Origin of the sequence: Corallococcus sp. AB030, assembly GCF_003668965.1 — a bacterium.
Classification (GTDB): domain Bacteria; phylum Myxococcota; class Myxococcia; order Myxococcales; family Myxococcaceae; genus Corallococcus; species Corallococcus exiguus.
In genome coordinates this window covers 127,546-142,667 of sequence record NZ_RAWQ01000003.1, presented here as the reverse complement: position 1 = coordinate 142,667, position 15,122 = coordinate 127,546, and the positions used below count along the sequence as shown (strand labels likewise).

The following is a 15,122-nucleotide window of genomic DNA, read 5'->3' as shown; positions in this document are numbered from 1 at the left end:
CCAGCACCCCGTCCCCCAGGTCCCACGCCTCCGCGCCTGGACTGGAGAGGACCGGGACCCGCCCGCCCCGCGGGACTGGCGCTCGCGGCGCGGCCCGGGGGTCCCCTGCCCCGCTCTCCAGCAACGGGTCCTCCAGCAGCCTCCGCTCGACGCCTGCTGGCACCGGCAGGCCGTCCCGCCGCATCCGGTCCGCGGTCTGCGTCACCCCGAGCGCGGCCCACATCGCGAACGGGCCGAGCTCCCACTGGAAGCCCCGCGTCAGCGCCACGTCCACGTCCCGGGGTGAGCGCGCCACCGCGCCCACGCAGCGGGCCGCGTGGGACAGGATTCGCGACACCACCTCCCAGGCGAAGCGGCCGGCCCGGCCCTCGTCCGCGATGAGCTTGCGCAGCCGCGCGCTCGCGTCGTCCTCCGCCAGCAACGGCCGCAACGTCCGCGTCAGCGTTGGGTCCGACTCCCGGCGTGCCGCCGGCGAGGGAGGTCCCGCGCGCCATCCGGGTGGAAGCTGGAAGCCAGCGCGCTCCTCTGGCAGCTCCGCGTGGCAGCGCTCCACGACGTCCACGAAGGCGCTGGCCCCCCAGTCCTCCAGGGCCTGGAAGCAGCCCCGCTCGCGCGAGAACAACAAGGCCGTCAGCCCCTCCACGTCCCCCAGCGCCAGCCCGTGCGCCTCCATCCGCTGGAGACAGGTGACGAACGCGTGGGCCGCGGCGCGCTCGGCGACGAGGTGCGGCGACTCCCGGGCCACCACGACGCTCAGGCCCAGCACGTCCCGCGCGAAGGCCCTCGCCTGTTCCACCCGGACCGCCTCCGTCCCGGGGCCCGGCACCAGCTCTACCAGGCGCGCCCTCCTCACGGGCGGCAGGAAGTGCATCCCCAGGAAGCGGCGGAGGAAGTCAGGAGCGCGCCCCGCCACCAGCTCGCGCAGCGGCAGCCGGGACGTGTCCACGGCCACCAGCGCCTGCGGTGCGAGCAGGGGCTCCAGCCGCGCGAGCAGCTCCGACGTCCCGGCCCGCGTCCCCTGCGTGGCGTCCACCACGAGCCCGCAGCCGCGCAGCGCCTCCGCGTCACCCGGGAGCGCACCTGGCGTCACGAGCCTCGCCAGGGAGCGGTGGAAGAACGGGGACGGCGTGGCGTCCAGGGCCCGCGCCAGGCCCTCTGCCGCGGCGCCGGGGCGCTCCACGTCGAGCAGGAGCACGGGGACGCCCACGTTGGCCAGGTGCGCGGCGAGCCCCAGAGCCGGGGCCCCCGTGCCCAGCACGGCGACGCGTTGGATGCGGGAGGCCATGGGCCCTCAGCTCCCCGTCCAGGGCCGGAGCACCCTCCGGAAGAGCTGGAGCAGCGGCTCGGCGCTCGTCCGCGGGAAGAAGTGGCCTCCGGGGAACATCTCCAGCGTGAAGGACTCCCGGGTCTGCTCGGCCCACTCCTCCAGGGCCACGCGCGCCACCGCCTTGTCGTCCTCGCCGCCCAGGACGGTGAGGGGCACCGGGAGCGGCGCCTCGCGCCGGTAGGTGTACGACTCGATGACCGCCCAGTCCGCGCGGATGATGGGCATCAGCATGTCCATCAGCCCGGGGCTCGCGAGCACCTCCGGGGGCGTTCCCTCCAGGCGCACGAGGAACTGGAGGAACTCCTCGTTGGACATCAGGTGCACCTGGGGCGACCACCGCGAGTGCTGGGGCGCGGCGAACGCGGAGATGAACAGGTGGCACGGCAGGGGCGCGTGCCGGCGGCGCAGCTCGCGCACGAGTTCGAAGGAGATGAGCCCGCCCATGCTGTGACCGAACAGCGCGAAGGGCCGGTCGAGCAGCGGCTCCAGCGTGTCCGCCAGTCCCTGGACGAGCGGCTCCAACCGCAGGCTCGGCAGCTCGCGGATGCGCGCGCCACGCCCCGGCAACTCGAGCGCGCACCCCTCCACCGACTCGGGCAGGTCCCGATGCCAGGTCCGGAACACCGAGGCTCCTCCCCCCGCGAAGGGCAGGAAGAAGAGCCTCACCCGTGCCCCGGGCCGAGGCACGGGACGGACGAGCCAGCGTGAATCAATCACCCCCGCCCGTCCTTGCCCGTGGAGCGGTCCCCGGGCGAGGCCGGAGGCGCGGAGGTGGACGCCTTCTTCGCGGGCGCACCGATGCCCTGGACGAACGCCTGCACCGCGTGGATCTGCTGCTGCGTGAAGATGAACCGCGTGTCGCGCTTGTCCGTCTCCTTGGAGCCGCCCGAGATGGCGCGCGGCAGGAAGGGATAATCACTGAGCAGCGCCTTCACCGCGAGGATGACCTGGCGGTCCAGCACGTGGCCCAGCCCGTCCAACCGGCCGCGGGACTGACAGGGCTTGCCCGCGTTGACGTCCGCCTTCAGCGTGGCGGCCATCCGCGTCAGCTCCTTGGACTTCTGCGCGTCGCGCTGGCCCTCGGCCAGCCGGGTCAGCGTCTCCTGGAGCGTGCGCGCCGTGAACATCTGCACGTCGCGGTGCAGGAGGCTCCAGCCCACCTGGAAGAGCTTCACCAGCTCCTGGCGCTCCAGCAGGTCCGCGGCGTCGTCGACGGTGGGGTCCCCGGGCCGGTTGCCCGCGGCCTCCCGCAACAGCCGCTCCATGCCCAGGTTGCAGACCGCCACCGCCGCGTCCGCGGCCTCCAGCGGACGGAACGCGCGGCCCGCATAGGCGCACCCGGAGATGAGGACGTTGGCCAGGTAGCTCAGCTCCCGCAGCCGGTCCATGTACGCCTTCGGCTCGCGGTCGCGGACCGCGAGGACGGCCCGCTTGAACAACGGCTCCGCGTGCGCGGCCTGTGGCTCCCCGGCGGCGAGCAGCGGGTGCTGGGCCGGCGCCTCCAGCACCTCCGCCTCGCGCAGCTCCTGGAGGAACTTCACCACCTTCTGCGACGGCGCGCCCTGCGGCAGGGCCTGCGTGGGTCCCTTCTTCGCCGCCTCCTTCGCCGCGCGATCCAGCGACTTGAAGTAGGACTGGGTGATGGGGTCCGGGGCGCGGGAGGCCACGAGTTCCTCCGTGGGCGTGACGCGCGCCAGGTTGAGGAAGCTGGCCGCCGACGAGGGCGCCACGTAGCCCTCCGCCTCGCGCCGGTCCTCGCGGTCCGCCGCCACGTCCGACTCCAGCATCTCCTCGCTGTTGAGGACGTTGAACAGACCGCCGTTGTCGTCGATGTACTCCGTGGAGATGTAGCAGCAGCGATCCAGCATCCGCATCAGGAAGTCATGGTGGTTCTTGTCCAGCTCCACCAGGACCGCGATGAGCGAATCCCAGCTCAGATGATCCTTGGCGATGATCTGGTATTCGGCGAACTCCTCATACAGACAGCTCTCCAGGGCCTTGTCCGTCAGGTCATCGTCGTCCGAGCGGCTGTTGCCAGACATCCGCTCGGCCATCGCGTCGATGTTGATGACCAGCACGTGCTTGCAGACGGCCAGGGTGACCAGGTCCTCGTCCAGCTCCGCCAGCTTTTGCGCGGCGAACTCCACCCCGGCCTCCATCATCACCTGGAGCCAGAGGCTGAAGCGCTCCGCGTCGAACGTCTGGTCCTTGCCAGGCTTCGCGCTGCGCCAGAGGTCCTCGTCGAAGATCTTCTTGAGCTGTTCGGTCGTCGCCAGGGCGACGATCTCCCCGGAGTCCTCCAGGCCGATGTGGTCGATGAGCTTGGAAAGCACGGGGGCTTCCAACCCCTGCACGATGCTGACCAGCTCCGGCTCCTCCAGGATGCGTGTCAGGAGTTGCTGCGGACGGCTGTTCGAAGAGGTCGACAATGCCTTCGTCATGACTTCTCCCCAAGCAATGCGCCTGCCCCACGGCGCTTCGCCAGACGAATACTAGAACGCCCCGAGCACTGACAGTCTTTTCTGGAATCCACTGAATTCAAGTGGACTCTCGTTCCTGGATGCCATTCCGGGCGGAGGCCGGCGGGACGGGGAGCTGGAGGCCGGCCACGTAGTGGGCGAGCTCGGAGAGCGTGCGGTGCGCGACCACGTCTCCCGGTTCCAGCATGACCCCGAAGTCCTCGCGCAGCTTGGCCACCATGAACATGACGTTGATGGAGTCCAGGCCGTACTCGCTGATGTCCGCGTGCATGTCGATCTCCGACTCGGACACCTTGAGGATGCGGGCGGCGGCCGCGCGCACCTTGGGCGCCACGCGCGTCTGGACGTCCGACTCCGGGGCGGGCGGAGGCGCGGGAGGGGCGTCCGCCTGGGGCTGCGTCCGCGCCCGGATGGCGTCCGCGATCTCCGCGATGCTGCCGCCGGACACCACCGTCATCGGTTCGAAGGCGGCGCCGAAGGCCGACTTGAGGCGCAGGATGATGGTCATCATGTCGAAGTGGTCCACCCCCTGGTCCTGGAGGGACTGGCGCGGGTCGAAGTCAGACGCCTGCCGCTTCATCACCTCCGCGGCGACATGGAGGATGCGCGCCCCCGGTTCATCCGGCTCGGGTGCGGCCCGGACAGGCTCGGCGACAGGCTCGACGGCTGCCTTGGCGGCGGGCTGAAGGACGGGCTCCGGCGCGGCCTGCGTGAACCAGCAGCGCTTCCGGTCGAAGGCGTACGTGGGCAGGTGGATGCGCCGCGGGCCGCCGCGGTGCAGCGAGGCCCAGTTGACCGTCGCGCCGCCGACCCACTGGCGGGCGAGCTCGCGCGGGTCGTGGGCGTGGCCGGTATCGCGGCCCTCCCCGGTCGCGGTGCCCTCCCACAGCCCGTCCACCGGCGCGCGGCCGGACAGGAACGCGTCCAGCTTCTCCACCACGTCGTCGAGCGACGTGACGACGAGCGCCAGCCGGGCGCTCCACGCCTTGCGGCCCACCTGCAGGGTGTAGAGCACGTCCTCGAGCGACAGCCGGTCGCGGTGCTGGCGCAGGAAGGTCCGCATCCGCTCCGCGCTGGCCCGCAGGGACTCCGGGCGCTTCGCGGAGAGGACGAAGACACCGGGGGCGGCCAGGGCCTGGCGGTGCGTGGCCTGCGGTGAGGCAGCGTGCTCCTCCAGGATGACGTGCGCGTTGGCGCCGCCCGCCCCGAACGAGCTGAGCCCCGCGCGCCGCTTCGCGTGTGCTCCGGCGCTGGCGGGCAGCTCCCAGGGGGCGAGCCGCTGCTGGACGTGGAAGGGCGAGCCTTCGAAGGCGATCTTCGGGTTGGCCGTGTCCGCGTGCAGCGTGGGCACCAGCATGCGCTCCTTGAGCTGGAGGACGACCTTGGTGAGGCCGGCGATGCCCGCCGCGGACTCCAGGTGGCCGATGTTCGACTTCACCGACCCCAGGGCACAGAAGCCCACCGCGGGCGTCCGGGTCCGGAAGGCCTTGGTGAGCGCGGCGACCTCGATGGGGTCGCCGAGCGCGGTGCCGGTGCCGTGCGCCTCCACGTAGGAGATGCTGTCCGCCGGGACGCCGGAGCGCTGGAGCGCGGTGGCCACCACCTCCGCCTGCGCGTTCAGGTTGGGCACGGTGAAGCCGCTCGTCCTGCCGCCGGTGTTGATGGCCGTGGCCTTGATGACGGCGTGGATGGGGTCGCCGTCGCGCAGCGCCTCGCGCAGGGGCTTGAGCAGCACCGCGCCCACGCCCTCCCCGTCCACGAAGCCGTCCGCGCCCGCGCCGAACGCCTTGTTGCGGTCATCCCGGGCCAGCATGTTCACGCTGCACAGCCGCTGGTAGTGCAGCGGGTGGAGGATGAGGTTGACGCCGCCCGCGATGGCCAGGCGGCACTCGCCCCGCTTCAGGCTCTCCACCGCCAGGTGCAGCGCGGTCAGCGACGACGAGCACGCGGTGTCCACCGTGAGGCTGGGGCCGTGCAGGTCCAGGTGGAACGAGACGCGGTTGGACAGGGTCCAGTGCGCGGCGTTCGCCCGGGTGAAGCCGCCCCGGGCGTGCACCTCGCCGCTGAACAGGTCGTAGTCCTGGTTCATGGCGCCCACGAAGACGCCCACGCGCCGGTCGACGGCGTCCAGCGCGGCGGGGCCCTGGGCCGCGTCCTCCAGCACCTGCCAGGCCGTCTCCATGAAGAGCCGGGCCTGCGGGTCCAGCACGTCCGCGTCCTCCGGCACCATGTTGAAGAAGGCCGCGTCGAACTGGTCCACGCCGGAGAGGAAGCCGCCGTGACGGCTGTAGACCTCCGCGCCCTGCGCCTCCGGACGCCAGCGCTCGGAAGGAACGGGCGTGATGGCGTGGCGGCCCTCGCGCAGGTACTTCCAGAAGGACTCCAGGTCCTCCGCCTGCGGGTAGCGGCCCGCGCATCCGATGATGGCGATGTCACCGTCCGCGGCCTCTGGGTGAACGGGAGCGCTGGGCTCCGGCGTCACGGGGGTGGACGGAGCCCGCGGCTCCGGCGGCGTCGGCGCGCCCCCGAGCAGCCGTTCGAGCGCGTCGCGGGACGTGGCGAGGAAGTGGTCCGTGAGCTTCACCAGCGTCAGGTGCTCGAAGAGCAGCGTGGAGGGCTGCTGGCCCAGGTCCGCCTCGAAGCGGGCGACGATCTTGAGGTTCACCAGCGAGTCGACGCCGAAGCGGTCCAACGGGACGTCATCCGGCAGCCGCTCCTTCGAAAGCCCCAGCAGTTCGGAGAAGACGCCCCGGACGTAGTCGAGCACGCGGCCCCGGAGCTCCCCTGCTCCGGCGGCGGACCGGGGCGTGGACGGCGCGGATGCTCGCGGTGCGAGGGGCGCGGCCTGGGACTCGCGGGCCTCCGCCTCCGTCCACGTGAGCCCGTCACTCACCGCCATCACCAGGCACTGGCGCGACACCTGGGGCGCGGCGATGGGCGAGCCCAGCGCCAGCGCCGGCTGGAAGCCGCCGGCCTTCAGCACCCGCAGCCACTGGCCCGCGTCGAGCAGGGGCGAGCCCTCCATGCGGACGCGGGCATCGTCGAAGCGCCACCAGCCCTTCATCAGGCCGAAGGTCATGGTGACATAGCCCTGCACCGCCGTGGCGTCGCTCACCACGAGCAGGCCCCCCGGCCGCAGCAGGCGCTTGAGGTTGGCGACGGTGCGGCGGATGTCGCGGGTGGCGTGCAGGACGTTGGCGCCAAAGGCGATGTCCACGCTGCCCGGCCCCAGGTCCTGCCGGTCCACCGGCGTCTCCACGTCGAAGGTGCGGAAGTCGGCGAACGGGTGGCGCGCGCCGTACCGCTCGGCGCCGTGCCGGACGAACGCCTGGGAGATGTCCGTGTAGAGGTACTTCACCCGGCCGCCCAGCCCGTCCAGCCGCTTCAGCACGAACTCACTCGTGCCGCCCGTGCCCGCGCCCACCTCCAGCACGGTCACCGTGGCCGTGGGGTCCTGCGCGAGCCGCCGCTCCACCTGCGCGCGGATGGCCTCCGCGCAGAGGTGGTTGAAGTAGTCCGACAGCGCCGAGCCCCGGTACACGCCCTCCACGAGCGACGTCGAGCCGCCCGGGAACATCACCTCCGGGGCGTCCACCCGGCCCGTGAGGACCTCCGGGTAGGCCTGGGCGCAGGTGCGCAGCAGCCGGACGTGCGGCTCCAGCACGGGGAACTCCTGGACGAGCCGCGCGGCGTCCGCCCGGCCCGCGGACTCCACGCGCGGCGTGGTGAGGAGCAACCGGCCCTCCGCCATGAGGAAGCCGCCGCGCACCAGGATGCCCAGCAGCGCGTGGAACAGCTTGCGGTGCGTGTCCACGACGCCCAGCCGGGCGCCCAGCTCCTCCGAGGAGGTGCGCTCTCCGGCGCGCAGGAACACGCCCATCCGCTGGAAGGTCTCCAGCAGGAGCGCCTGGCCCAGCCCGTCCAGCCGCTCGAAGCCAGCCTCCAGGTGCCGCAGCGACTCCAGGTCCGCGGGGACGGAGGGCACGGGCTCCAGCGCCACCGGCCCGCGCTCCGCCGCGAACAGCTCCTGGCGGCCGGTGGCGTGGACCCGGACGGTGCCCAGCAGCTTCACGTCTCCCTTGAGCACCACCACCTGGCCCAGGTGTTCGCGCCGCGCGAGGACCCGGCGGACAATCTCCCAACCCTCCGCGGGCTCGATGGAGTCCACGCCGCGCCGGGCGAGCTCGCGGCGGTAGCGCTCGCTGGCCACGATGCCCACGCTGCCCCAGTAGCCCCAGTTGATGACGACCACCGGGAAGCCCGCACCGCCGCGCTCCAGTGCCGCCTGGGCGTCCTCGAAGCGCGAGGCCGCGGCGTAGTTGCTCTGGCCGGCGTCACAGCTGAAGGACTCCGCGGACGAGAAGAACAGCATGAAGTCCAGCGGGGTGCCCCGGAAGACCTCGAACAGGCCCTGCGTGCCCAGCACCTTGGGGGCCAGCACCTCGTCGAGGACCGGCTCCTCCAGGGTCGCGAGCGTCGCGTCCTTGAGGACGATGGCGGAGTGGATGACTCCGTCCACGGCGCCGAAGCGCGCGCGGGCCCGGGCGTGCGCGTCCCGCAGCTGGGACAGGTCGCTCACGTCCGCCGGGACATAGAGCACCTCCGCCCCGAGCGCTTCGAGCTCACGCAGCTGCTCCTGCTTGCGCGCGTCCACGGCGCTCCTGCCCACGAGCACCAGCCGGGCCTTCACCGTGCGCGCCAGGTGCAGCCCCAGCTCGTAGCCGATGCCGCCCAGGCCTCCCACGATGAAGTACACCCCGCGCGCCTTGAAGGGCTCCGCGCCGGGAGCGGCCGGCAGCACCAGCCGATCCAGCCCCAGCTCGTAGCGGCGGCCCTCGCGCAGCGCGACCTCCGTCTCATGGGCGCGGGCCTGCTCGTCGAGGATGGCGCGGGCCAGGGTGGGGCTCGCGGGCTCACCGCCGCCCACGTCCACCTGGGTCACGCTCCAGCGGACCATCTCCCGGGAGAGCGACCGCACGAAGCCGCTGACCGCCGCGGCCATGGGGCGCGGCTGCTCGTCCCCCAGCACGCGGTGCGCATCGCGCGTCACGACCTTCAGCTCCAGCGAGCGCTCCGCGAAGCCTCGCGCCAAGAGCCGCTTCACGCACCGGAACAGGGAGCGCAGGTGCTGTTCCTGGCGCGCCTTCACGTCCAGGACGCGAGCCTCCGCGGGGGCTCCGGAGAGCACTTCGCCGCCTCCGGCGGACAGCACGTACAGGACACCGGGCGCGCCTTCGCCCAGGTCCGCGGGCACCTGCCCGTCATGCAGCGCGATCCGCTGGAGCTCCGTGCCGCGCCGCCCGGCCTCCGCCACGAGCTCCGCCGCCAGCGCGGCCTCCTCCGGCTGATCCGGACGGTAGAGGATGCCCCCGCGAGCTGCTCCGGAAGACGCCGTGTGCGGGGCCTCCATCGGCTGCTCCCGCCAGCGCGGCGCGAACAGCATGCCCCCGGTGCGGTCGGACATCGGCCGCAGCACCACGTCGTCGAAGGCCGCCCGGACGACGCCCGCGTCATCCAGCAGCAGCACCTGGAAGGACGCCGCCGCCGCGTCCTGCTGGCGGACGTACGCGAAGCCCTTCGCGGGCAGCGCGCCGGGGATGCGCACCGCGCCGATCGCGAACGGGACCCGCGCCGTGCCGGCTCCGGATGCCGCGTTCCCCAGCCCCAGCAGCGAGACGGCCTGCAGCACGGTGTCCAGCAGCACGGGGTGGAGCGGGCGGCGGGACAGCTCGCCCGCCGTCTCCGGGGTGGACTCGAAGGCCGCGAGCGCCTCGCCCTCCCCTGCCTGGCAGGCCTTGAGGCCACGGAAGCGCGGCCCGTAGCCGAGCCCCAGGGCCTGCGCCCGCGCGTAGAGCGCGTCCGCGTCGATGGAGGTCCGGCACCGCTCCCGCACCGCGCCCAGCGCGACGGGGCCCGGTGCGTTCCCAGCGTCATCCGGGTGAAGCTCTCCGGAGGCGTGGACGGTGCGCGCGCCGCTGGCATCCTGGCTGCGCAGGACGAGCCGGAGGACCGCGCCCTGCCGCGTCACCGCCACCTCCACGTCGCGATCCGTGGTCACGACGAGCGGCTGGTGGAATGCCACCTGCGCCATCCGCGTCCGCTGCGTCTCACCCAACAGCCGCCCGGCCTGGGCCATGAGCTCCAGCCACGCCGTGCCCGGCATCACCGGCTGGCCGTGCACCTGGTGATGCGTCACCAGGACGTCCTTAGCCGAAAGCCGGGTCTTGAGGACGAGCCCGCCCTCCTCCAGGCCCATCTGGAAGGTGGACGCCTCCGCCTGGAGGGGCGCGGTGCGCTCCGTCTTCCGGAACCAGCAGCGCTCCTTCGCGAACGGATAGGTGGGCAGCGCGAGCGGCTCCGGACGCGGCCCCTTGCGCAGGCGGGCCCAGTCCACCCGGACGCCCAGGGTCCACAGCTTCGCCACCTTCGCGAGCGAGCCGCCCGCCAGGAGCGCCTCCAGGTACTGCTCGCCCTCGCGGCCCTCCAGCAGCCAGTCCGCGTCCGAGCCCTCTTCGCGCTGCCGCTGGTGGTGGAGGTCGGAGCCCGAGCCGTTCGCGCCGTCCGCGAAGCGCAGGAGCTGCTCACGGACCTCGCGCGGCGACGACGCCACGAAGGCCAACCGCTCCTCCATGGCCGTGCGCCCCGTCTGGAGCGTCCACGCCAGCGCGTCGAGCGGGAGGCCTTCCGCGTGCTCCCCGATGAAGTCCGCGAGCCGCCGGGCCTGGACCTTCAGCCGCGCCTCGTCGCGGGCGGAGAGGACCACGACCTCGGACGGCGCGGGGACGGGGGCGCGCGCCGGAGCGGGAGCGGCGTACTCCTCCACCACGAGGTGCGCGTTGGTGCCGCTGAAGCCGAAGGAGCTGATCGCCGCCCGCCGGGGCGCGCCGGGCGCGGGGACCCAGTCGGACAGCTGCGTGACGACGTGGAACGGCGTGTCCTGGAAGCCGATGAGGCTGTTCTCCCGCTCGAAGTGGAGCGACGGCGGCAGCTGGCGGTGCTTGAGCGCCAGCAGCACCTTGATGAGGCTGGCGACGCCCGCCGCCGCGGACGTGTGGCCGATGTTCGTCTTCACCGACCCGAGCCCGCAGAAGCGCGTGCGCGGCGTGAAGGCGCGGAACGCGTCCGTGAGGGCCTTCACCTCGATGGGGTCCCCGAGCTTCGTGCCCGTGCCGTGCGCCTCCACGTACGTGAGGGTCTCCGGATCGATGCCGAAGCGGCGGTAGAGCGAGACCTCCAGCGCTGTCTGCGACTGGGCGCTGGGCGCGGTGATGCCGTTGGTGCGGCCGTCCTGGTTGGTCGCCGTCCCCTTGATGACGCCGAGGATTCGGTCGCCATCCCGCCGCGCCTTGTCCAGCCGCTTGAGGATGACGGCGCCCACGCCCTCACCGGGCACGAAGCCGTCCGCGCCCTGGTCGAACGTGTGACACCGGCCGGTGGGCGACAGCATCCCCGCCCCGTCCATCTTCGCGTAGGAGCTCTCCGACAGGTAGAGCGTCACGCCGCCCACGAGCATCAGGTCCGCCTCGTCGCTGACCAGGATCTGGCGGGCCAGGTGCATCGCGACCAGGGACGAGGAGCACGCGGTGTCGAGCTGCATCGCCGGGCCCTTGAGGTTCAGGAAGTAGGCGATGCGCGCGGCGAGGATGGAGTTCGCGTTGCCGGTCATCGCCTGGGCCTGGCGGACCGCCGCCGGGTCCGTGCCCAGCAGCTCGTGGTAGTCGTTGTTCATGACGCCCACGTAGACGCCGCAGCGCTGGCCCTCCAGCCGCTCCGCCGCGTAGCCCGCGTCCTCCAGCGCCGCCCAGGCCGTCTCCAGGAACAGCCGCTGCTGCGGATCCATCAGCGCCGCTTCGTTGGGCGAGATGTTGAAGAAGAGAGGGTCGAACGCGTCGACGTCGTCCAGGAAGCCGCCCCAGCGGCAGCGGTGTCCCGCGCGCGTGGCGTCCCACCGCTCGGAGGGGACCTCGCGCAGGGAGCACACGCCGTCCTTCAGGTTGCGCCAGAACGCGTCCACGTCCGGGGCGCCCGGCAGCTTCGCAGCCATGCCGATGATGGCGATGTCCTCGGACCCGGCCTCCGCCAGGGCGGTGCGCACGGGCTCGCGCTGGACCTCCACGGACGGCGGGGGCGCGGCGGCGGCCACCGGCGCGGGAGTGCGCACGGGCTCCACCGGCGCGCGCCACAGCTCCAGGAGCTCGTCACCGGGGAGGGACTCGTCCAGTCCGGGGGACTTCGCGCTGGCCCGCACCTCCACCACGGGCACGGCTTGGGGCACGGGCGCGGCTTGCGGCGCGGGGGCCGGGGCCACGACGGGTTCCGGTGCGCTCGGGGGCGCGGCCGTGCGGGGGGCCAGCTCCTGGAGGACCTTCGCCAGGCGGGGGATGTCCCCGTAGTCGAAGAGCTGCACCGCCTCCAGCGACGTGCCCATCCGCGCGTTGAGGTTCTTCACGAACTCCAGGGCCAGGATGGAGTCCAGCCCCATCTCCGCGAACGAGCGGCTTTCGGAGAGCTCCTCCTCGGGCACGTGGAGCGTGGCCGAGAGCAGCCCCTTGAGCTGACGGCGGAGCGTGGCTTGCGACACGGCCGGGGCCGGCGCGGACGGCACCGGGGCGGGCACGGACGGCGCGGGGGCCGGCCGCGCTTCCGGCACGGGCGCGGCGCGCTGTTCATCCAGGACCCGCGGGGACTCCTTTGCCTGGGGCTGCTTCAGCTTCAGCTTCATGACCGCCTTGTCCTTCCACCCGGTTTCCACCGCTTCCCCTCGCGTCGTCGCCGCGGGCCGCGCGAAGCGCTCCGCGTCACACCAGAACCGCTTCCGCTCGAAGGGATACGTCGCGAACGAGACGCGCCGGCGAGGCTGCCCCGCGTGCAGCGCGCTCCAGTCGACCTCCGAGCCATCCACCCAGGCCCGGCACAGCGCCTCCAGCGGCTCGGTGCCCGGGATGCGCGCTCCGGAAGGCCGGGCCTGGGCCTTGCCGCGGAACACGCCTTCTTGCGCCGTGCCGCCTTGCGCGAACGCCTCCAGCTTGCGCTCCAGGTCGCGCGGGTCCGACGCGATGACGGCCAGGCGCTCCGTCATGGCCTCGCGCCCCTCCTGCGTCGTGAAGGCGAGGTCCTCCAGCCGCACGCCGTCCAACGCGCCCGACCGCACGTCGCCCAGCAGCCGCCGGGCGTACTCCGTGAGGGCCGCTTCCGTGCGCGCCGACAGCAGCAGGGCCTGGGGGCCCGAGGCCCGCGCGGGCAGCGGAGGCGCGACGTACTCCTCGATGGCGACGTGCGCGTTGGCGCCGCCGAACCCGAACGAGCTCACGCCCGCCACGCGCAGCGAGCTGCCGTCCGCGCCCACCCGCGACTCCCACGGCTGAAGCCGCGTCGCCAGTTGGAACGGCGTGTCCTCCAAGCGGATCTGCGGGTTCACCTGTTCAAGCGTGGCGTTGGGCGGGATCCGCTTGTGCGCCAGCGCGAGCAGCACCTTCGCGACACCCGCGGCGCCCGCGGCGGCCTCCAGGTGGCCGGTGTTCCCCTTGAGCGAACCGATGGCGCAGCGGGCCTGACCGCCGTACGGCAGGTTCCACTCGCGGTAGAGCGTGTCGAAGGCCTTCTTGATGCCGTTGACTTCAATCGGGTCCCCGAGCGGCGTGCCGGAGCCGTGCGCTTCGATGAGGGACACGCGGTCCGGGGCGATGCCCGCCTTGCGGTAGACGGTCGTCAGCAGCTCCGCCTGCGCGTTCGGGTTGGGCGCGGTGAGCGAGTGCGCCCGCCCGCCGTGGTTCGTGGCGGAGGCCCGGATGACGCCGTAGACGTGGTCCCCGTCCGCGAGGGCCTTGTTCAACGGCTTGAGCATCAGGGCCACGACGCCCTCGCCCCGGACGTAGCCGTTGGCGCCCGCGTCGAACGCGCGCAGGCGGCCGTCCGGGCTCAGCATGCCCGCCGAGTCGAAGGCCACGAAGAGCGCCGGGCTGAGCAGCAGGTTGACGCCACCCGCGATGGCGGCGTCGCAGCTGCCTTCGCGCAGGGCCTCGCAGGCCCGGTGGATGGCGATGAGCGAGCTGGAGCAGGCCGTGTTGCACGGCTCGCTCGGCCCGTGGAAGTTGAACTGGTAGGAGATGCGGTTCGCGAGCAGCGCGTGCGCGGTGCCCGTGGGCGCCAGGGCCTCTCCCTCCAGGCCCCGCTCCTTCAGCAGGCCGCCGTAGTCGGAGGTCGCCACGCCCACGAAGAGGCCCGTGCGGGAACCCGACAGGCTGGACGGCTTGTAGCCGGCGTCCTCCAGGGTCTTCCAGACGGTCTCCAGGAAGAGCCGCTGCTGCGGGTCCATCAGCTCCGCCTCGCGGGGCGTGATGCCGAAGAACGCCGCGTCGAAGCCGTCCACGCGCGGCAGGAAGCCGCCCCACTTCGCGCGCGTGCGGCTGGTGTCCCAGCGGTCCGCGGGGATCTCCTCCGTCAGCACGTCGCCCGCTTCCAGGTGCCGCCAGAGCTCGCGCAGGTCGCTGGAGCGCGGCAGCTCGCCCGCCATGCCGATGACGGCGATGCCTTCGTCTCCGGGGCGCGCGGCGGGAGCCCGGACTTCCGGCACGGAGGCGACGGGAGCGGGCACGGGCGCGGGTGCACTCTCCGGCGGCGCCGTGGGGCGCGAGTGCTTGCGGATGGCGTCGCCGTGGTTCTTCATCAGGAACCCGGCGAACTCGCGGATGGTCGCGTGCTCGAAGAACGACGCGGGCGTGATGTCGAGCCCGTAGTGGTCGTTCATCCGGTTGGCCAGCTCGGTGAGGATGATGGAGTCGAAGCCGTAGTCCACGAGCTCGTCGTCCACGCTGACCGCGCCTCGGTCCACCTTCAGCAGCGAGACGACCTCGTCCACGATCCGCTGCCGCAGCGCCTCGATGACCGCCGAACCGTCCACGACCGACTCCTCGATACGGGCGGGAGAGGTCCCCCCGGTGGAAACTGGTGCATCCATGAATGCCGCGGGTGCTTCGGCCGGCCCGGCCACGTCGGCCAGGCTGGCGGTGCGCGCGGGGTCTCCGTACGCGACGACGACGTGCGGCTCGGAGATCCGCAGCGTCGCTTCGAACAGCGCGAGCCCCGCCGGGGTGTCCAGGGCGCGCATGCCCAGGGTCTTCTCCACCAGCCGCTCCAGCTCCGCGGTCACGGGGAGGCCGCCCTCCTTCCACAAGGGCCAGCTCACGGACACGGTCCGGCCCCGCCGGAAGCCCGCCTCGCGCAGGCGCTCCCGGTGGTGGGCGAAGTGGTCCATCACGGCGTTGGCGTAGGCGTAGTCCCCCTGCCCCGCGTTGCCGAGCACCGAGGAGACCGAC

At 72.8% G+C, this 15,122-nt stretch carries 4 protein-coding genes (1 of these 4 running past the window's edge); all 4 read right to left on the bottom strand.

Annotated elements, in window-relative coordinates:
* On the bottom strand, positions 1-1,285 hold a 1,285-nt coding region (locus D7Y15_RS01485), incomplete at its 3' end, for a 3-hydroxyacyl-CoA dehydrogenase NAD-binding domain-containing protein (protein ID WP_233604799.1).
* Between the two features lie 6 nt (positions 1,286-1,291).
* Complete coding sequence (locus D7Y15_RS01480) at positions 1,292-2,044, bottom strand: thioesterase II family protein (RefSeq protein ID WP_121751480.1); 753 nt, start codon at positions 2,042-2,044, stop codon at positions 1,292-1,294.
* A complete protein-coding gene (locus tag D7Y15_RS01475) occupies positions 2,041-3,768 on the bottom strand; it encodes a DUF6178 family protein (protein WP_120574527.1) in 1,728 nt (575 codons plus the stop codon). The genes D7Y15_RS01480 and D7Y15_RS01475 overlap by 4 nt, the downstream gene beginning before the upstream one ends.
* Before the next feature lie 97 nt (positions 3,769-3,865).
* Positions 3,866-15,122 carry the 3' portion of an SDR family NAD(P)-dependent oxidoreductase gene (locus D7Y15_RS01470; protein WP_121751479.1) on the bottom strand. 3,884 nt of this gene lie beyond the right edge of the window, so the window shows 11,257 of its 15,141 coding nt (coding positions 3,885-15,141); its start codon lies off the right edge, out of view — the gene reads right to left on this strand; it ends in the stop codon at positions 3,866-3,868.